This is a genomic window from Polaribacter sp. 2405UD43-2 (assembly GCF_058147125.1).
Map to the genome: position 1 here is coordinate 222,756 of NZ_JBYVJX010000002.1, position 20,874 is coordinate 243,629.

18 protein-coding genes are annotated in these 20,874 nt (G+C 29.5%); 12 read left to right on the forward strand and 6 right to left on the reverse strand.

The window, feature by feature from the left end; all coding sequences use genetic code 11:
* Positions 1-134 precede the first annotated feature (134 nt).
* Positions 135-3,731, forward strand: a complete 3,597-nt coding sequence (locus tag ACY2RX_RS04270; RefSeq protein WP_490102725.1) for a GEVED domain-containing protein — start codon at positions 135-137, stop codon at positions 3,729-3,731.
* Between the two features lie 119 nt (positions 3,732-3,850).
* On the opposite strand, the gene ACY2RX_RS04275 is transcribed toward ACY2RX_RS04270, so the two are convergent.
* The gene (locus tag ACY2RX_RS04275) at positions 3,851-4,219 is read right to left on the reverse strand and encodes a DUF3127 domain-containing protein (protein ID WP_490102726.1); all 369 of its coding nucleotides are present in this window, start codon (positions 4,217-4,219) and stop codon (positions 3,851-3,853) included.
* Between the two features lie 5 nt (positions 4,220-4,224).
* Positions 4,225-5,085, reverse strand: coding sequence for a flavin reductase family protein (locus ACY2RX_RS04280; RefSeq protein ID WP_490102727.1), 861 nt, complete (start codon positions 5,083-5,085; stop codon positions 4,225-4,227).
* A gap of 161 nt (positions 5,086-5,246) precedes the next feature.
* Here ACY2RX_RS04280 and ACY2RX_RS04285 point away from each other — a divergent pair, with 161 nt between their 5' ends.
* Positions 5,247-6,395 (forward strand): sensor histidine kinase, encoded by a 1,149-nt coding sequence (locus tag ACY2RX_RS04285; RefSeq protein WP_490102728.1) that lies wholly within the window; start codon positions 5,247-5,249, stop codon positions 6,393-6,395.
* Here the strand turns inward: ACY2RX_RS04285 and ACY2RX_RS04290 are convergent, their stop codons facing one another.
* Entirely contained in the window at positions 6,396-6,782 is a 387-nt protein-coding gene (locus tag ACY2RX_RS04290) for an HIT family protein (protein ID WP_490102729.1), read from the reverse strand.
* 117 nt (positions 6,783-6,899) lie between these two features.
* Positions 6,900-7,373, reverse strand: a complete 474-nt coding sequence (greA, locus tag ACY2RX_RS04295) for a transcription elongation factor GreA (RefSeq protein WP_490102730.1) — start codon at positions 7,371-7,373, stop codon at positions 6,900-6,902.
* A gap of 97 nt (positions 7,374-7,470) precedes the next feature.
* Here greA and ACY2RX_RS04300 point away from each other — a divergent pair, with 97 nt between their 5' ends.
* From ACY2RX_RS04300 to ACY2RX_RS04315, 4 genes are read left to right on the forward strand one after another with little or no spacing between them, the layout of a single operon-like run.
* Positions 7,471-7,935, forward strand: a complete 465-nt coding sequence (locus ACY2RX_RS04300; protein WP_490102731.1) for a Rieske 2Fe-2S domain-containing protein — start codon at positions 7,471-7,473, stop codon at positions 7,933-7,935.
* 57 nt (positions 7,936-7,992) lie between these two features.
* The gene (locus ACY2RX_RS04305) at positions 7,993-9,153 is read left to right on the forward strand and encodes a 5-(carboxyamino)imidazole ribonucleotide synthase (RefSeq protein WP_490102732.1); all 1,161 of its coding nucleotides are present in this window, start codon (positions 7,993-7,995) and stop codon (positions 9,151-9,153) included.
* Positions 9,154-9,204: 51 nt separating this feature from the next.
* On the forward strand, positions 9,205-9,684 hold the full coding sequence (gene purE, locus ACY2RX_RS04310) for a 5-(carboxyamino)imidazole ribonucleotide mutase (protein ID WP_490102733.1): 480 nt from the start codon (positions 9,205-9,207) through the stop codon (positions 9,682-9,684).
* A 52-nt stretch (positions 9,685-9,736) separates the two neighbouring features.
* Entirely contained in the window at positions 9,737-11,755 is a 2,019-nt protein-coding gene (locus tag ACY2RX_RS04315; RefSeq protein ID WP_490102734.1) for a M3 family metallopeptidase, read from the forward strand.
* Between the two features lie 43 nt (positions 11,756-11,798).
* Here the strand turns inward: ACY2RX_RS04315 and ACY2RX_RS04320 are convergent, their stop codons facing one another.
* Complete coding sequence (locus ACY2RX_RS04320) at positions 11,799-13,037, reverse strand: glycosyltransferase family 4 protein (protein WP_490102735.1); 1,239 nt, start codon at positions 13,035-13,037, stop codon at positions 11,799-11,801.
* Complete coding sequence (locus ACY2RX_RS04325; RefSeq protein WP_490102736.1) at positions 13,038-13,511, reverse strand: heme-binding domain-containing protein; 474 nt, start codon at positions 13,509-13,511, stop codon at positions 13,038-13,040. It lies immediately after the preceding gene.
* 98 nt (positions 13,512-13,609) lie between these two features.
* Here ACY2RX_RS04325 and lpdA point away from each other — a divergent pair, with 98 nt between their 5' ends.
* The 6 genes from lpdA to ACY2RX_RS04355 all read left to right on the forward strand — a co-directional run bounded on the left by lpdA (position 13,610) and on the right by ACY2RX_RS04355 (position 20,780).
* The gene (lpdA, locus tag ACY2RX_RS04330) at positions 13,610-15,010 is read left to right on the forward strand and encodes a dihydrolipoyl dehydrogenase (RefSeq protein WP_490102737.1); all 1,401 of its coding nucleotides are present in this window, start codon (positions 13,610-13,612) and stop codon (positions 15,008-15,010) included.
* A 184-nt stretch (positions 15,011-15,194) separates the two neighbouring features.
* Positions 15,195-16,418, forward strand: coding sequence for an acyloxyacyl hydrolase (locus tag ACY2RX_RS04335; protein ID WP_490102738.1), 1,224 nt, complete (start codon positions 15,195-15,197; stop codon positions 16,416-16,418).
* Positions 16,419-16,461: 43 nt separating this feature from the next.
* Positions 16,462-17,763, forward strand: coding sequence for an anthranilate synthase component I family protein (locus tag ACY2RX_RS04340; protein WP_490102739.1), 1,302 nt, complete (start codon positions 16,462-16,464; stop codon positions 17,761-17,763).
* A gap of 7 nt (positions 17,764-17,770) precedes the next feature.
* On the forward strand, positions 17,771-18,007 hold the full coding sequence (locus ACY2RX_RS04345) for a hypothetical protein (RefSeq protein WP_490102740.1): 237 nt from the start codon (positions 17,771-17,773) through the stop codon (positions 18,005-18,007).
* 22 nt (positions 18,008-18,029) lie between these two features.
* Positions 18,030-19,355, forward strand: a complete 1,326-nt coding sequence (gene tilS, locus ACY2RX_RS04350) for a tRNA lysidine(34) synthetase TilS (protein WP_490102741.1) — start codon at positions 18,030-18,032, stop codon at positions 19,353-19,355.
* A gap of 48 nt (positions 19,356-19,403) precedes the next feature.
* Positions 19,404-20,780: a TlpA family protein disulfide reductase gene (locus tag ACY2RX_RS04355; protein ID WP_490102742.1), complete on the forward strand. Its 1,377-nt coding sequence runs from the start codon at positions 19,404-19,406 to the stop codon at positions 20,778-20,780.
* Positions 20,781-20,874 lie beyond the last annotated feature (94 nt).

Here is a 20,874-nt window from a genome sequence, read left to right on the forward strand (position 1 = left end):
AGGTTTTTTTAATTTCAGTAGAAAAAAATTTAATAAAAAAATAGGGTATACTAGTTTTTACTTGTTAATACTAAAAATTGGAATACCTTTTTCCAAAACGAACAACATCAATACCAATTAAATAAAACCTAAAAATGAAAAAAATTACACTAATTACTTTACTACTAATCTGTATGCAATCCTTTGCGCAACAATTTAAAGTGGACACATTGCACTTTAAAGGACATGAAGAATCAAAATACAATTTAGTTATTATGGCCGAAGGCTATACAAAAAATGAAATGGCTTTATTTGCAGCCGATGCAGAAAATGCAAAAAACATATTTTTTGAAAATGAAACTTACAAAGCAAATCAAAACAACATCAACATTTTTGCAATTCATACAGAATCGCAAGAATCAGGAATAAGTTTAGTAGCTGACAGACCTGGACCACGAGATCCTATCAAAGTTTCTGATATAAAAAACACGATGTTTAGTATCTATTTTCAGAATTCATTCAGAGCACATTTTATGGATGATAAAAAAACCGTACTAAAAGCGAGACGTATTGCTGCAGAACACATTCCGTTTACCGATAACATACTAATTCTTGTGAACGACAGTAAACACCCTATTTCAGGAAGAGCAACCGCTCAAGAAAATGTATCGGTTGCAACAAGATATAGAAGTGATATGGATGGTAGAGATAAATATGTTATTAACCACGAGCTAGGGCATTCTATGTTCGGTTTTGCTGATGCTTATTCGCCTACAAAAGAAGAAAGCTTTAACAAATCTGTGAATAACAATCCTTCTACCATAAGATGGAAAGATTTTTTATCATCTTCAGAAGTAGATATCATTGAAGTACATCCTGGTGCAAAAGTATATATTCCAAGTGATAAATGTATTATGAGGATTTCTTCTATGACGCCAAATGCTCACAAACATTTTTGTCCTGTTTGCAAATCGAGAGTTAATAATCAATTTTCTACTCCTAGAAATAAAAAGATGTTACCTCCCCATAGAGCCAAATACATATCTCACAAAAAAGGAAGACTTGAGATAGGTTGGGATGCCGTAGAAGGTGCTACACATTACGAAGTTTCAATGAAAATTAGCAGTGAAACTGTTGTTGTGCAAACTGCAACTACTACGAGTACTATTTTTAATCATCCAGAAATTTTAAAAGACAGTGAAAATGCCGCTTTTTACATCGCTATTAGGGCTTACAATAGTGTACATAGTTCCCGTTTTATGTCAGATGAAGTTCGTATAACAAGCAACACCGCCGAAATGCCGGTAGAATATCCTGTTCCAACTAATATAACAACTTCTAATATTACCCGTAATTCATTCAAATTAACTTGGAATAAACATACAAAAGCCACTTTCTCAAAAATTAGATTGTTTAATGCAGATAAAGGTTTTGTTGAAATTATAACCGATAAAAATGAATTTGAATTTAAAAATTTAAAATCAGGCGAATCATATAGCGTACAAGTTGCTGCTATGATAGGTTTAGAAGATAATGATTTTACAGATTTTGTAAATAGTTCATTTTCTAAAAAACAAAAGGTACAACTTACTAAAGTTGCTTATTGTGATTCTAAAAGCACAAATTCAAGTAGCGAATACATTCAAAACATAAAACTAGGAAGTATAAATAATACATCTAACAAGAATAATGGTTATAGCGATTACACCGCAATAGAAACCACTATTTTAAAAGGAAAACCACACACAATTAGTATTACACCTAAACGAAACAGCACACCAAAAAATGAGTCTTATAGTGTATGGATAGATTACAATCAGGACGGTAATTTTGATGCTAAAGAGCTTGTTTTTTCAAAAGAAAAGACAACTGAAGCTTCTATTACAGGCACTTTTGTCGCACCAAAATATTCAGAAATAGGAAAAACCAGAATGCGTATTGTTATGCAAAGAGGAGAACTTCCAAAAGCTTGCGGAGATTATGCTAATGGAGAAACTGAAGATTATACCGTTAATATAGTACCGGACACCGAAAAACCAACTGCACCTACTAATGTTTTGGTAACAAATCAAGATCTTTTATTAACGGCCATAACATTAAAATGGACAGCTTCTACAGATAATGCCGCAATTGCCGGTTATGATGTTTATCAAGGCACAAAAAAAATAGGTTCTTCTAAAGCAACATCCATAGATCTAAAAAACCTTAATGCAGCTAATGGAAATACATTTTATGTTGTAGCAAAAGATGCTTCAGGATTGAAATCGGATAAAAGTAAAGGCGTAAAAGCTATTTCTAAATATTGCGAATCTAAAGGAAATGATATCCTTTCTGTAAAAATTAAAAATGTAAAAGTAGGAAGTATAGATAATACGTCATCAAACGAAACTTCAGGATATTCAAATTTTGCACATTTGTCTTCAGATTTGAAAAAGAATACAAAGCAGACAATAACTATTGTACCTGAGCAAACTTCAGAAATAACCTCATTTAAATTTAGTAACGGTTATGGCGTTTGGATCGATTACAACCAAGATGGTGATTTTGATGACGCAGGAGAACACGTTCTGGACCAAGCACCAACAAATATCTCTGAAATAAGTAAAGAGTTTACGATACCAGAATCAGCAAAAAGCGGAAAAACAAAAATGCGTGTGGTTCTTCATATAGAAAACACTCCTAAACCTTGTGGTATAAATGATTATGGCGAAACCGAAGACTATACGATAAATATTATCTCTGATAAAGACACCACAGCTCCGACAATTCCGACAAACCTAACAGCATCCAATATAGCTTTAAACTCATTCGATTTATCTTGGACAGCTTCTACAGATAACGTGGCTGTAACCGAATATGAAATTCACTTAACACGACCAGGTATATTTGATGTGGTTGTTGGAAAAACAAACAAAACTACTTTTAAAGCAACTGGTTTAAAACCCGATACAAAGTACATCTATTATGTTGCCGCTAAAGATATGGCAGGTAATGTCTCCAAAAGTGAAACCATTACGATAACTACAAAAAATGATAGCGAAACATATTGTGGCTCTAAGGCTTCAAGTTCTGTTGATGAATATATTCAACAGGTAGTTTTAGGGGATATTAACAATACTTCAGCAGGTTCTGGTTATCAGGATTTCAGCAATAAAGCGACGGATTTAGCCATTGGTAAAGAACAAAGTATTTTTGTAAAAGGGTATAAATTTAGCCCATCATACCAAGAAACTTACGGTATGTGGATTGATTATAATCAAGATGGTGATTTTGACGATGAAAACGAAACCATTTTTATTCAGGAAAAAACAACAAATGCCGAAATAAAAAAGAGTTTTACAATCCCAAACAATGCCAAAACCGGTAAAACTAGAATGCGTATTGTAATGCAATGGGATAGTAACCCTTCAGCCTGTGGTGATTATTTAAATGGGGAAACTGAAGATTATACCGTAAATATTGTTAATGCCCCTGTAGCTCGTAGTTTTAAAGTTACTACGCCAAAAATTAAATCAGAGCCTTTAACACTTAAAGTTTTTCCAAATCCTGCAAAAGGAAATATTATAAAAGTTGAGTTAGTTAATGGGCAAAATTCAAGTTATAGAATTTCAAATTCTATGGGTATTACATTAGTTACAGGAAGATTTAAAGACTCTGATACGATTAATATTAGTCAATTAAAAAAAGGAGTATATATTATTGAAGTAGTTTCTAAAGGGAAAAAAGTCTCTAAAATATTCTTACGAAAATAAAATAATTTCTCCAGTTGTTTCACTATCAGATACAAAAAATAAGATTAAGTTATAAAAACAAAGAGAGCAAATTAAAATGCTCCCTTTGTTTTTATCTTGTTTCTAAAGTCTTGTTTCAATTAAAACGGTAAATCATCTGGTTCTTCGTTAGAAACGTTAGATGCTGGTTGAAATTGATCTACAGGAGGCAAGTTACTTGGAGCTGCAGCTTGAGATAAGTTTTCAATTCTCCATCCTTGAATAGAATTAAAATACTTAGCTTCTCCTTGTGGATTAATCCACTCTCTACCTCTTAAATTGATAGATACTTTTACATCTTGACCTACAGAATAATTATTTAACAAATCTGTTTTGTCTTGTACAAATTCAATCATTATCATTTGCGGATATTGATCATCAGTAGTAACAACCAATTCTCTTTTTCTGAATCCATTTGCTCCAAAAGTCTGTACCTCTCCAATAATTTTTATTTTTCCAATAACTTCCATAATTTCTAATTTAATAAAAGTACTTTCCAAGCACTTTCTACATCATTCTTTTTTAAATACTCTTGGGCAAATGTATGTTTTTTTGTGGTTTCTAACCCAATAAATTGGGGATGTTCTTTTGCAAAGTTATTAACAGTTTCTTCTGTTGGTAGTTGCCCTACATTACCTAACATTCCTAAATTGTTTCCTGTTAAAATAGTACTATTTCTAATTTCTTTCGGTATTGCATCTACCCCAATTCCTAAAGTAGCAATTGGTTTTGGAATTTCGAAAAAACCATCTCTGGCTCTAGAATAATAACTTCCTCCTGCTCTGGCAACCAAATCTATTTTATGCTGGTCTATGCTTCCATCATCAGCTAAAACAGCTTCGTTAATATGTAATTTTACAACTTCGCAAACAATTAAATTTCCTGCCCCACCTTCATTTCCTGTATAAATAATATCAATTACTTTGCATTCAAATTGTACAGGAGATTCTGCAACTCTAAACGGCTTTACTTCATCCGAAGGTAACATAGTTAAACCTGCTTTTTCAAACTCATTTACACCTTTTGGGTACATTGTACTACTCAAACTCATTTGTTGTACAATATCATAATTTACCACATTTATGACCACTTCTTTTGTAACTTCTGCATTGTCTAAAGTGTGTTTTGTGGTGTTATTTTTAACACTTCTTGCCGGAGAAAAAATTAGTATTGGAGGATTGGCACCAAACACATTAAAAAAACTAAAAGGCGATAAATTAGGATTCCCATCAGCATCAATAGTACTTGCAAAAGCAATAGGTCTTGGCGCAATTGCACCTAATAAATAACTGTGTAATTTAACTGTAGATATTTCTTTTGGATTGATAGTAAGCATTATAATTTAATTAACACCCGTCATTCCGAACAAAGTGAAGGAATCTCTAAGTTAAAGATTGCTTCGTCATTTTTCCTCGCAATGACAAATTAATATTCAATTGTAAATATACTATCAAATCTTTAAACAAGTTATAATGTGAAACCTTTATATTTGTTTTAATGAATTTTTTAACAAACAGTATTTTATTTAAAAGAATTGCTATTCTAATTTCTATTATTATTGTTTCATTAATATTATGGAACACTTATATTTTCTTTCAAAAATTTAAACAAGAAGAAAGGATAAAAATGGAAATTTTAGCGGCTGCTCAAAAAGAAGTTGCAAACAACCCAGATTTAAATGCAAATGTAGATTTACCTCTTAAAATTATTGAGAATATTAACAACATTCCTATGATTATGGTTAGCGAAAATGGCGAAATTGAACATCAACATTTAGACTCTATAAAACTTCAAAATCCTAGTTTTCTAAAAAAAGAACTAAAAAGAATGAAGTCTGAAAATGATCCTATAGAAATAAGTTTTAAAGGAAAAAATAAAAAGCTCATCTATTATAGAAATTCAGATTTATTAAACAAACTCACTTATTATCCATTAGCTTTAATCTTAATTTTAATTTTGTTTTTATCTGTAGTTTACTTGTTTTATAGTTCTAACAAAGCGGCAGAAACCAATAAATTATGGACAGGAATGGCTAAGGAAACTGCGCATCAAATTGGCACACCTTTGTCTTCTTTATTAGGTTGGATTGCCATTTTAAAAATGGAAAAAGTAGATGATAAATATGTTGAAGAAATAGAAAAAGATGTAACCAGATTAAACACCATTGCAAATCGTTTTTCTAAAATTGGCTCTGTTCCTGAATTAAAAAAAGACAACATTGTTTCGATTACAAAAACTGCTTTCGATTATTTAGAATCTCGAAGTTCTAAACAGATTTCGTTTTCTTTTTTTACAAATGATGATAAAATTTACGCCAATCTAAATACAGAACTTTTTGGTTGGGTTATAGAAAACTTAATTAAAAATGCAATTGATGCAATGTCAGGAAAAGGAAAAGTAGATTTAAAAATAGAAAACTCCACTAAAAAAGTAAAAATTACCATTTCTGATACAGGAAAAGGAATGCCAAAAAAATTATTTAAGCAAATTTTTAAACCTGGTTTTACCACAAAAAAACGCGGTTGGGGTTTAGGTTTATCGCTTTCTAAACGTATTGTTGAAGATTATCATAAAGGAAAAATATTTGTGCAAAAATCCGAAATTGGAAAAGGAACTACTTTTCAGATTTTGTTAGATAAGGTTTAATTAAAAATTATTCGCAATATCTTTAGCCAACTCCAAAAACTCTTCATTAGTTAGTTGTACTTTTTGTATAAACTGCATATCTGCCATAGAATTAATCGGAATTAAATGCACGTGAACGTGAGGCACTTCTAAACCAATAACGCTCATTCCTATTCTATTACAAGAAACCGTTTTTTCTAAAGCTTTGGCAACGCTGTAAGAGAAATCCATTAAGTCTCTATATTCTTGTTTTGATAAATCAAAAATCTTGTTTTCTTCTTTTTTTGGCACCACTAAAGTATGTCCTTTAGCATTTGGGTTAATATCTAAAAAAGCAATAAAGTTCTCATTTTCAGCAACTTTATAACAAGGAATTTCACCATTAATTATTTTTGTAAATAGGCTCATTTTTTAAGTTTAAGTGTTTATTTTTTAATAATGAGTTAAATATAAAAAAGAATTCGGGTTTTGGCGTAGCCAAAACCCGAATTTAGTATTTAATCTTTCGTCTTTATTCTTATTTTTTTATCTCGAAATCTCTATAATTTCAAACTTCATAATTCCGTTAGGAACTTTAATTTCTGCAATTTCACCAACTTCTTTCCCCAATAAACCTTTACCAATTGGCGAGTTTACAGATAGTTTTCCGTTTCTAACATCGGTTTCAGAATCTGCTACTAACGTGTAAGAAAACTCCATTCCGTTAGTAGTATTTTTAATTTTTACTTTAGAATGAATCAGTATTTTAGAAGTATCTAATTGACTTTCATCTAAAATACGAGCATTAGAAATTACATTTTTTAATTTTGCAATCTTAAATTCTAAATGAGATTGTTCTTCTTTTGCTGCATGATATTCTGCATTCTCACTCAAATCACCTTTATCTCTTGCATCTGCAATTTCTTGTGTTACTCTTGGTCTTTCAACTTGCTCTAGTTGCACCAATTCATCTTTCAATTTCTTTAATCCTTCTGCTGAATAATAAGATATGTTGCTCATCTTTTTTGTATTTAAAATTCATTTACTTTTTCTAAAAAAGAATATTTTTAAGAAAAAGAAATCTCATTACCTAAATAGGAATGAGATTGTACTACAAATGTACAAAATATTTGTAAATTGTCATCGTTTTTATAGAAACACATATTCTGTTATGATAAAAAAAATCCTTTTATTCTCTTTTATTCTCTTTTTCTCTTGTGTTGATAATACTAGTTTTAATGATTGTTTTAGAGATGTTAATGTAACTAAACTCATTGAATTTAAACTTCCTGCTTATCAGAAATTATTTATTAACGGAGGAAGTGTTACAAGTAGAATAAATGGAAGAACAATACATATTATTCGCAATAATTCTTCAGACTTTATTGCTTTTGACCTTGAGTGCCCTGAACGAACATGCAATGAACTTTTAGAAATAAATCTTCCAACAATAACCTGCAAATGCCATAATACTAATTATAATTATTTAGAAGGAGGAAGACCCATTGAAAAAGAAGGATGTAGTCTATTAATGTATGCTGTTTTCCCTAGAGGAAGTGAAGCAATAGAAATAAAAAATTAAAATTTAGAATACTTAATCTATGTTCCTTATTTTTGCCTAAATTCAACTTTATCAATCGTGAAAAACTACTTTTCTTCAGAATTTAAATTAGGCGTTTTAGGTGGTGGTCAATTAGGTAGAATGCTACTGGTAGAAACTCAAAAATTCGATATTCATACCTCAATTTTAGACAATAATAAAAATGCACCGTGTGCAGAAATCTGTAATACTTTTGTTGTTGGAGATTTGTTAGATTTTGATGCAGTTTATAACTTCGGAAAAAGGGTAGATTTGCTAACTATAGAAATAGAAAACGTAAATTTAGATGCGCTAGATAAATTAGAAAACGAAGGTTTAACTATTTATCCTAAACCAAAAGATTTACGAATTATTCAAAGTAAAGCAAGGCAGAAAAATTTTTATGTAGATCATCAAATACCTACTGCCGAATTCTTACATTACGCATATATAGAAGAATTAAAACATTCTTACGAAAACAATATTATTGATTTTCCTTTTGTTTGGAAAACTGCACGTTTTGGTTATGATGGAAATGGAGTTAAAATTGTTAGAAATACTGATGATTTAAACAGTTTGCCAAATGTAGAATGCATCACTGAAAAACTAATTCCGTTTAAAAATGAATTGGCAGTAATTGTTGCTAGAAATGCTGATGGTGAAACTACAACTTATCCTGTGGTTGAAATGGAATTTCATCCAGAAGCCAACCAAGTAGAATATGTAATTTGCCCAGCAAGAATAGATGCTAAAGTTGCAGAAAAAGCCAGAGAAATTGCTTTAAAAGTAGTCAGTGATTTAGATTTTGTAGGCTTATTGGCAGTAGAAATGTTTCAAACAATAGATGATAAAATCTTAGTAAATGAAGTTGCTCCTAGACCACATAATTCTGGGCATTATTCTATAGAAGCAAGTTATACCAATCAATTTGAGCAACATTTGCGTAGTATTTTAAATCTTCCTTTAGGAAACACAGAAAGTAAAGTTGCAGGAATTATGGTAAATTTAGTAGGAGAAGAAGGTTTTTCGGGAGGTGTTGTTTATAAAAATTTAAATGATATTTTAAAAATTGATGGAGTTACGCCTCACATTTATGGTAAAAAAGAAACACGTCCTTTCCGTAAAATGGGGCACGTAACTATTGTAAATAAAAATGTAAATAAAGCTAGAGAAATTGCGCAAAAAGTAAAGGAAATGATAAAAGTAATTAGTAAAGACTAATTACAATAAACAATATCATTTATATTGAAAACTTAATTTATAATTGAAATTATGATAGGAATAATAATGGGAAGCGATTCTGATCTTCCAATAATGCAAGAAGCAATAGATATTTTAGAGAGTTTTGATATTCAAATAGAAGTAGATATTGTTTCTGCTCACAGAACTCCAGAAAAATTATTTGATTATGCTAAAAATGCACAAAAAAAAGGTATAAAAGTAATTATTGCGGGTGCGGGTGGTGCAGCGCATTTACCTGGAATGGTGGCAAGTATGAGTCCTTTACCCGTAATTGGTGTACCCGTTAAAAGTAGAAATTCTATAGATGGTTGGGATTCTGTACTATCAATTTTACAAATGCCAGGTGGCGTTCCTGTAGCAACTGTAGCTTTAGATGGTGCCAAAAATGCAGGAATTTTAGCAGCGCAAATTATAGGAACTTCAGACAAATGTGTGTTAGATAAAATAATTGCCTACAAAGAAGGTTTAAAACTAAAAGTTGAAAAAACTTCTGAACGCGTAAGAAAATAACAGTATTTTACAATTACACTTTTAAACAAATAAACGATTACACATTTTTTAAATGAATCCACTTTTACAAGATTTTAATACAGCTCCTTTTACACAAATTAAACCTGAGCACTATAAACCTGCCATAAAAAAAGGAATTGAAATTGCCAAAGAAGAAATTCAAGAAATAATAAATAATCCAGAAAAACCAACTTTTACAAATACAACAGTTGCTTTAGATTTTACAGGTGAAAAATTAAACAGAATTACAAGTATCTTTTTTAATTTAAATGCTGCAGAAACCAATAATGAAATTCAGAAAATTGCGCAAGAAATTTCTCCTTGGTTAAGCGAATTTAAAAATGATATCACTTTAAATAAAGATTTGTTTAAAAGAGTAAAATTGGTTTTTGACAATAGAAAAAACTTAAATTTAACTCCTGAACAAAGTATGCTTTTAGACAAGCAATACAAAGGTTTTGATAGAAACGGAGCTAATTTAAATGATGACAAAAAAGCTACTTTAAGAGAAATTGATGCAAAATTATCTAAACTTTCTTTAAAATTTGGAGAAAATGTGTTGGCAGAAACCAATGCTTTTGAATTACATTTAACTGATGAAAAAAAACTATCAGGATTACCAGAAAGTGCAAAAGAAGCCGCAAAAGAAATTGCAAAATCTAAAGAAAAAGATGGCTGGGTTTTCACTTTAGATTACCCAAGTTATATTCCTTTTATGACCTATGCAGACAATAGAGAATTGCGAAAAAAATTAGCGATTGCTATGGGTAAAAAAGGTTTTCAGAAAAACGAATTTAACAACGAACAAGTTGTTTTAGACATTGTGAATCTTCGTAACAAAAGGGCAAATTTATTAGGCTATAAAACGCACGCGCATTTTGTTTTAGAAGAAAGAATGGCAGAAACACCAGAAAAAGTATTGTCTTTTTCTAATGATTTATTAGCAAAAGCGAAACTTGCTGCTAAACGTGAATTTATTAATTTAGAAAACTACGCAAAGAAGTTAGATGGAATAGATCAGCTTCAAAAATGGGATGGAGCCTATTATTCAGAAAAACTAAAAAAAGAATTATTCGATTTAGATCAAGAATTACTAAAACCATACTTTAAGTTAGAAAATGTAATTGAGGGTGTATTTGAAATTGCAAATCGCTTGTATGATTTAAATTTTGAAGAAATTAATGATATTGATAAATATCACGAAGATGTAAAAACTTACAATATAACAGATTCTAAAGGAAGGTTTATTGCTGTTTTTTATGCAGATTTTCACCCAAGAAAAGGCAAAAGAAATGGTGCTTGGATGACAAGTTACAAACCTCAACAAATTAAAAACGGAATTAACGAAAGACCTCACATATCTATAGTTTGCAATTTTACTAAACCTACAGAAACAAAGCCCTCACTTTTAACATTTAATGAGGTTACCACTTTGTTTCATGAATTTGGTCACGCTTTGCATGGAATGTTAGCAAATACAACTTACAACAGCTTATCTGGAACTTCTGTTTCTTGGGATTTTGTAGAATTGCCAAGTCAGGTTTTAGAAAATTGGTGTTACGAAAAAGAAGCTTTAGAAATTTTTGCCAAACATTATGAAACTGGAGAAATTATCCCAATGAAATATGTAGAAAAAATTAAAGATTCTGCTAGTTTTCACGAAGGAATGCAAACTTTACGTCAATTAAGTTTTGGACTCTTAGATATGAAATGGCACTCAGAAAAACCATCAGCAATAAAATCTGTAAAAGAATTTGAAAATGAGGCTTTTGCTGAAACAAAATTATATCCTGATGTTGCCGAAAATTGTATGAGTACCTCTTTTTCTCATATTTTTCAAGGTGGATATGCTGCTGGATATTATTCGTACAAATGGGCAGAAGTTTTAGACGCAGACGCTTTTGAATACTTTTTAGAAAAAGGAATTTTTAACAAAGATGTAGCCACAAAATTTAAAGAAAACATACTGTCTAAAGGCGGTACAGAAAAACCTATGATTTTATATAAACGCTTTAGAGGAAAAGAACCAAAACCAGATGCTTTGTTAAAACGTGCTGGACTGTTAAAATAAGTATTGAATTACGAATTATGGGTTTAAAACTTCAAATTCATAATTATTTATTCTTTTCTTCAATCCATTTACTCATATATTTTGTAGCTTGTAATGTTTGATGTTGCAACAAACTTCCTAAAAAGTTTTGAGTTCTATGCGTTTCTAAGTTTTGTTGAATTTTTATAATTTGATTGATAAAATCAACACCTAATTTCTCTTTATCATAAATATGATTGATGATTTTAATTCCGTTTTTTTGTGATTTTTCCCAACTATTTTTATCCGTGTATAATTGGGTTGCTTTTTTAGAGAATTTTATAAAGTCATCTTCAACAAACCCATTCCAAAGAGAACTTTTAGACATTCCTTCTGCTCCTATTGATGTTGTAACACTTGGTGTTCCACAAATCATTGCTTCTGTTAATTTTCCTTTAATTCCTGCTCCAAAACGCAAAGGAGCTAAAACAATTCTTGCATTTTTTACAACTTCTTGAGCATCTTCTGCAAAACCTTTAATTATAAAACCTTCTTTTGGGTTGTGTAATTCTTCTATTTGTTGATTGATGTATGCTCCATAAATATGAATTTCTGCTTTAGGAAGCATTTTTTTTATCGCTTTCCAAATATGGTTTTTTAGCGTTAAAACAGCATCAATATTGGGTTTATGAAAATAATTACCAATAAAAACAAAATGTTTTCTTTCTGCAAAAGATTTCCATTTTTTAGTTTGATGTTTATCAATCTTGTTTAATAAAAAAGGCAAAAAATACAAAAGATTTTCATCAATTTTAAAAACAGATTTTAATAAATTCATTTCGTAAGTAGAAATAATTAAAGATAAATCGCATCGTAAAATGGAGGCTATTTCTCTTTTAGTTTCATCAGATTTTAGCAAAGCTTCTGTTGTAAAAGTTTCTCCTTTTTTTAATTGTTGATGACGGGTTTTTCGTAAAAAATGTAAATCTTCTGTATCTAAAATTCTAATTGCATTTGGGCAATTTTCAGCAACCCTCCAACCAAATTGTTCTTCGATCATAAATCGATCAAAAAGTACAATTGTAGGTTGCAATTTTTTTATAAAATCATTAAAAGAAGCATTGTTTAATTCTATAGAAACCTCATTAATTTCTAAAGATTTTAAATCAATTGCTTTCTCACTTTTTTGTGCTGGAGAAGCAAAAGTAATTTTCCAATTATTATTTAAAAATTGCTCAATAAGTTGCATCATTCTACTACCTGCAGCAGAAGAATTTGGTTCTACCCAAATAGATCCAATAATTAAAACAGACTCTTTAGTCAATTATTTAGCTTTTAACTGTTGTTTGTAATTTGCTTGCACTTTTTTACCCCAAGCCACAACAGCTTCAATCTGCTCTTTTGTTAAATTTGCTTCAGAATGCGTCCATGTATAAGAATTTAATGGCATTTCTTTTTTTTCTACTTCCTCGTGCAATTCATCCATTTTATGTTCTTTCTTTTTAAGAGAATAATCACTCCATTTAGAAAAATTTAAATGTTTTTTTCCATCTTTAATATGATCTGCCAACCAATAATTTATGGGTGTAATTTTGTTGTACCAAGGATATTTTGTTTTATCAGAATGACAATCAAAACAAGTAGTTTTTAAAATTTTAAATACATCTTCTGACGGATTTGTTTCAGCAATAAAAGCATTTACAGTATCTATATTTCCTTCATTTTTTTGGGGTTTAAAAAACTGAGCAATTATTAAAATTATCAATAAAAACCATGCTATTTTTTTTACGTTTTTCATTATAAAAGTGTTTAAGCTTTTAAAGATAGTAAATCTCTAGAATTCTAATATCTATCTTTAAAAATATATGTATTTTTGTTTTTCAAATCACAATTAAAATGAAATACGATATTATTGTAATTGGTTCTGGTCCTGGTGGATATATCTCTGCAGTTAGAGCTTCTCAATTAGGTAAAAAAGTAGCTATTATAGAAAAATATGCTACTCTTGGTGGAACATGTTTAAATGTTGGTTGTATTCCTTCTAAAGCATTATTAGATTCTTCTCATCATTATTATGATGCTGTAAATCACTTTGAAGAACATGGTATTTCTGTAGAAAAACCATCTTTTGATTTTAGCAAAATGGTAGAAAGAAAAGCCAAAGTTGTAGAAACTACAACAGGTGGAATTAAATACTTAATGGACAAAAATAATATTGATGTTTATGAAGGTTTCGGTTCTTTTGAAGATGCAACTCATATTAAAATTACTAAAAATGATGGTTTATCAGAAATAATTGAAGGAACAAATATTATTATTGCAACGGGTTCTAAACCATCAACTTTACCTTTTATAACTCTAGACAAAGAGCGAATTATAACATCTACAGAAGCTTTAAAATTAAAAGAAGTTCCTAAACATTTAATTGTAATTGGTGGTGGTGTTATTGGCTTAGAATTAGGTTCTGTTTACAAACGTTTAGGAGCAGAAGTTACTGTAATTGAATATGCACCAAAAATTACCCCAACTATGGATGCTGATGTTTCTAAAGAACTCCAAAAAGTTTTAAAGAAACAAAAAATGAAGTTTAATGTTGGTCATGGCGTAACTTCTGTAGAAAGAAATGGCGATGAAGTAATTGTAAAAGCAACCAATAAAAAAGGCGAAGAAGTAGAGTTTAAAGGAGATTATTGTTTAGTGGCTGTGGGTAGAAAACCCTATACAGAAGGCTTAGGTTTAGAAAAAGTGGGTGTAGAAGTTAATGAGCGTGGGCAAGTTGCCGTTAACAATCATTTACAAACTAATATTAAAAATATTTTCGCCATTGGCGATGTTGTTAAAGGTGCAATGTTAGCACATAAAGCCGAAGAAGAAGGCGTTGTTGTTGCAGAATTTTTAGCAGGAGAAAAACCGCATATAGATTATAATTTAATTCCTGGAATTGTTTACACTTGGCCAGAAGTTGCTGCTGTTGGTAAAACAGAGCAAGAGTTAAAAGATGCTAATGTTGCTTATAAATCTGGAAAATTCTCTATGAGAGCTTTAGGTAGATCTCGTGCAAGTGGAGATATTGATGGTTTTGTAAAAGTTTTAGCAGATAAAAACACTGATGAAATTTTAGGTGTACATATGGTAGGTGCAAGAGTTGCAGATTTAATTATGGAAGCTGCTGTTGCTATGGAGTACAGAGCTTCTGCAGAAGATTTAGCAAGAATTTGCCATGGACACCCAACCTATTCTGAAGCTGTTAAAGAAGCTGCAAAAGCTGCTTGGGATGGCAAACCTTTAAATGCTTAGCTTTTTAAAATTATATAAAAAGAGGCTGTCTGAAAAGTAAATTTCGCTGTCATTTCGACTGTAATGGAGAAATCTAATTCATTGATTATTAATAATAAAGATTCTTCGACAAGCTCAGAATGACATAAATTACAACTTTTCAGACAGCCTCTTTTATTTTATAAACTTATGTTACTCTTAACAAATGAAAAAAAGAATTGCTTTCTTACTTTTTATTTTGTGCTCTGTAAGCTTCTTTAGTCAAGAAAAGAAAAGGTTAAAAAGTATGCCTACTAATTTTTTAGCAAAATCTTATTACAGCATTAACTTTGGTGGTATTTTTTATCCTTTTTCTAATGATAATTTAATAGATGGATACAAAACAAAAACTTTTAGTAGAAATTTTTTCTCTGGTAGATTATTATTAGGTCATAAATTAAATCAAAACCTAGCACTTCAATTCGGAACAATGAGACCTGCAGCGTGGTTTAAATACGACAACATTAATAATATTGGTTATGACAGAAGTGTTTGGATAAATATCTGGTCTTTATCGCTAAAAAAGAATTTTAACTTAAACAAAAAATTCTCATTATACGCAGAAGCTGGTATTGCAAATGTATCTAGAATTGGCTTTTCTATAAATGATAAAGTTATTTATCCAAGTGCGCGTTTTGGAAGTATTATTTACGGTTTTGGAGCAAATTATAAGTTAAGTAATAAATGGAGGTTATCTTTAAACGGAACTTTTATACCTGAATCAAAAAAGAAAAATCAACCTTCCATATCTCAATTTTCGGCAGGTTTTGAATATCATATTCAAAAGTTACCAAAAGACACAGCAATTGCTTATGCAAACAATAAAAAATATTTTTTTCCAAATAACATTTTACAAGTAAGTTATGGTTCTAGTAAAATTGGTTTTGGTGTGAATAAGTTTTTTAGTATGGGTTTAAAAATAGGCAATTTTGAAAGTTTTGGAATTCCTGTTTTTTGGGTTGGCGAAGTAAAAGCAAGAAATTCTTATTCCATAACATATCAAAGATTAATTTATCGTTCAGAAAGAATTTTTTCTTTAGATTGGGGCGTTAGCGTAACTGCTTTTGAAACAGAATTATCTAAAGAACCTATTTTTGCTTTTTCAATTTTTCCAACACTACGTTTCTATTTATTAAGAAAACCAGACTATGATTTGTATACAAATTACTCTATAATTGGGCCCACTTATTTAACAAAATCGAATATAGATAATTTAAAAACTGGTCCAAAAATAACTTACCAAGACACAATGGGTTTGGGTGTTTTCTTTGGCAAAAACCGCAAATACAACCTAGAACTAAGAATTATGCACTACTCAAATGGTAATTATTTTACCGAAAATTCTGGCGTTGCAGTTCCAATTCAATTTACCTTAGGAAAAACATTTTAACAATACTTTTCTATAAAATAAGATTTGTATTTTTGGCTAAAATATGCAAAGAACAATCCGTACTTTTTCTGTTGATAATTTAAAAGAATTCAAAAGCAATTTATTGTCTTGGTCTCAACAATTTGAAACGGTTATTTGGTTAGATTCCAACAAATATCATCAACAATATTCTAGTTTTGATTGCGCTTTAGCTGCAGATGATTTTACGTCGATAAAAACAGATTATTACAATGCTTTTGACAAGCTAAAAGAATATCAATCTATAACAAAAGACTATATTTTTGGGTACTTTACTTATGATGTTAAAAATGATGTAGAACAACTTTCTTCTACTAATTTTGATGGTTTAGATTTTGCTGATTTGTATTTTTTTCAACCTAAAAAACTTGTTTTTATCAAAGGAAATTTAGTTGAGTTTCATTATTTAAAAATGATTGATGATGAGATTGAATCTGATTTTCAGAAAATCCAAAAATCTAACAATCCAACAATCCAACAATCTGAATCAGATATCAAAATAAAACTCAGAATTCATAAAGATGAGTATCACTCTAAAGTAACCAAAGTTTTAGAACACATTTATAGAGGAGATATTTATGAAGCGAATTTTTGTCAAGAATTTTATGCAGAAAATGCCACTATAAATCCTGTTGAAGTTTACAAACACCTTAACAAAATTTCAGAACCTCCTTTTGCTTCTTTTTTAAAAGTTGATGATAAATACGCATTATGTGCATCACCAGAAAGATACCTTAGAAAAGAAGGAAATAAAATTATTTCTCAACCTATAAAAGGAACTGCAAAAAGATTGGTTAGCAAAATTGATGATGCGCAATTGGCAAACGATTTAATGCGTGATGAAAAAGAACGTGCAGAAAATGTAATGATTGTAGATTTAGTGAGAAACGATTTGTCTAAAACTGCCAAAAAAGGAAGCGTAAAAGTAGAAGAATTGTGTAAAGTGTATTCTTTTAAACAAGTGCATCAATTAATCTCTACAGTCGTTTCTGAGATTAAAGAGAATATTCATTGCGTAGATGTAATTAAAGACACTTTTCCTATGGGAAGTATGACAGGTGCTCCCAAAGTTTCTGCAATGAAAATCATAGAAAATTTAGAAGAAACCAAACGCGGTTTGTATTCTGGTACTATTGGTTATTTTACACCTGATAATGATTTTGATTTTAATGTAATTATCAGAAGTATTTTGTATAATTCATCAAAAAAATACATTTCTTATTCTGTTGGTGGCGCAATTACAGCAAAGTCATCTGCAGAAAAAGAATATGAAGAATGTTTGCTAAAAGCCAAAGCAATGAAATATGTTTTATTGAATTCTAAATAAATTTTTTATGATTACTGACAAGGAAAAAAAGTTTCAAAAAATTTTAGAAAATTTAGATAAAAAAACAACAGAACAAACTGTGTTTAGTGCTTTTTTAAAAATGTATCCAGAAGAATGGAAACAGCTAAAAATTACATTTTCTAAATTTAATAGAAGCAAACAATTTGGCAAAACAATTCCGTTAGCAAAACCAGAAGTTACTTTAAGAAAAGAGATTCGTTCTTGGTTAAAGTCTCAAAATTAAAAATAGTATTTTTGATGCAGAAATGTTATTAAAATTTACAAATCACGTTAACACAAAACTTCCTTTTTTAAAGGATAAAAAACTATTAATTGCCATTTCTGGCGGAGTTGACTCTGTAGTTTTAACACATCTTTTATCAGACTTAAATTTTGATATTTCTTTAGCACATTGTAACTTTAAGCTAAGAGAAAATGAAAGTGATTTAGATGAAGAATTTGTAACTAATTTAGGAAAAAAACTAAAGATTAAAACATTTACAACGCAATTTAATACTGAGCAATTTGCTAAAGAAAACAAACAATCTACCCAAATAGCGGCAAGAAATTTACGCTATTCTTGGTTTCAAAAATTAATTGAAAAACATCAATTCGATTTTGTTTTAACAGCACATCATACAGATGATAATTTAGAGACTTTTTTAATTAATTTAACACGCGGAACAGGTTTAGAAGGTTTTACAGGAATTCCTAAAAAAAATGGAAATATTGTAAGACCCTTACTCACTTTTTCTCGTGATGAGATCATCGCTTTTGCAAAAAAAAAGAAAATAGATTGGCGAGAAGATAAAAGCAATGCATCAACAAAATATATTAGAAATAAAATTAGGCATAAAGTAATTCCTATTTTAAAAGAAATTAACCCAAGTTTATTAGAAACTTTTGGTAAAACTTCTGAACACTTGCAAGAAAGCTTGCAAATTATTGAAGATAGAATTCAGAACATTTCTGCTAAAATTGTAGAAAAAGATTTCTCGACTACGCTCGAAATAACAAAAATTAACATCAAAAAAATACAACAACTTTCTAATCCAAAAGCGTATTTGTATCAACTTTTAAAAGCATATAATTTTACAGAATGGAATGATGTTTACAATTTACTTTTTGCACAATCTGGCAAACAAGTTTTTTCTAAAACACATCTTTTATTAAAAGATAGAAAGTTTTTAATATTGTCAAAAAATATTAAAATAAATAAAAAAGAGGTTTTTTTGATTGAAGAAACTCAATCAGAAATTACGGTTCCAATTCATTTAATTTTAGAAGAATCCGAAAATAAATCAACAGAAAACAGCCAAACTATTTGGGTTGATAAAACAAAGTTAATTTTTCCGTTAAAACTCAGAAAATGGCAAAATGGCGATTTTTTCTATCCTGCTGGATTGAAAGGTAAAAAGAAGCTGAGCAAATATTTTAAAGACAAAAAACTTTCTTTTTTACAAAAACAAAATACTTGGTTATTGTGCAATAACAATAATGATATTATTTGGGTAGTTGGTTATCGAAAAGACAACCGCTTTTTAATTGATAATAAGCAAATTAAAAATTTTAGGATTTCAATTAAAAAATAAACCAAAAAGGTTTTGTATCTTTAAAACTTAAAACAAACAAACTCTATTATGAAAAAATTATGGCTGTTAATAGCAGTAATTGCAATTGTTTCTTGTAAGCCTGAAAAGAAAGTTGATTATGCAATTATTTCAGGTAAAATTGAAAACCCTAATTCTAATAAAGCTACTATTTACAGTGCATTTAATAGAAGTAACAAAATTAAAATAACTTTAAATGAAGATGGTTCTTTTAAAGACACCTTAAAAATGGCTTCAGATTTCTATGTACTTAGACAAGATAGAAATTCAATAGATTTATATGCTCCTTCTGGTAGTGAATTAACGATTAGTTTTGATGCCAAAAAGAAAGATGCTACTTTACAAATTTCTGGTAACCAAAGCACAATTAATACATATTTATTTGAGAAAGAAAAGATTTCTAAATCTGTAAGAGGAGATCAAAATGTAATGTATTCAAAAAATGAAGTTGATTTTAAAGAACATTTATCAAAAATAAAAACTGCTCAAGAAAATTTATTAGCCTCTGTAAAAGAAATTTCTGAAAGTTTTAAGAAAAATGAACTTAAAAATATTAATTACGAATATTTATCTACACTAAATAATTACCCATCTTATCACAGATATTATAGCAAAGATAAAGCTTTTAAGGCTTCAGATAATTTTTTAGATCCACTAAAAAATATTGACTTAGAAAATGAAAATGATTTTATTTTTTCGCAAAACTATAGAAAGATTGTAAGTTCTACTTTAAGAAACAAAGCTGAAGAATTGGTAAAAAAAGACTCTATTACCGGTGACATTGCTTACTTAAAATCAATTGCTACCATAAAAAATGATAAAATTAGAAATAAGTTGTTATTTGATGATGCTAAATTTGGAATTACCTATACAGAAAATTTAGAAGAATATTACGCAGCATATGCAAAAAATTCTACCAACAAAGAAAACAACGCAATTATAGAAAAAGATTACAAAAAAAGAAAATCGCTTTCTAAAGGAAGTGCTTCACCTAAATTTATCAACTACGAAAACAATGCAGGTGGCACAACTTCTTTAGATGATTTAAAAGGAAAGTATGTGTATGTAGATGTTTGGGCAACTTGGTGTGGTCCTTGTATTGCAGAAATCCCTTCATTAAAAAAAGTAGAAAAACAATTTCATAATAAAAATATAGAATTTGTGAGTATTTCTATCGACAAGAAAAAAGACCACGAAAAATGGAAAAAAATGATTGTTGATAAAAAACTAAGTGGAATACAATTATTTGCTGATAATAGTGGAGATTCTCAATTTATTCAAGATTATATGATTTTAGGAATTCCGCGTTTTATATTAATTGATCCGCAAGGAAATATAATTTCTGCAAATGCTCCTAGACCATCAGAAAAAAGATTAGTTGAAACTTTAAATTCTCTAAACCTGTAATTAACTAGTTTAAAAAAAGACTCAAAACCTTCAGCATAAAAACTGAAGGTTTTTTAGTTTAAACAAAAAAAAGTGCCTTAAACACATAAATTTA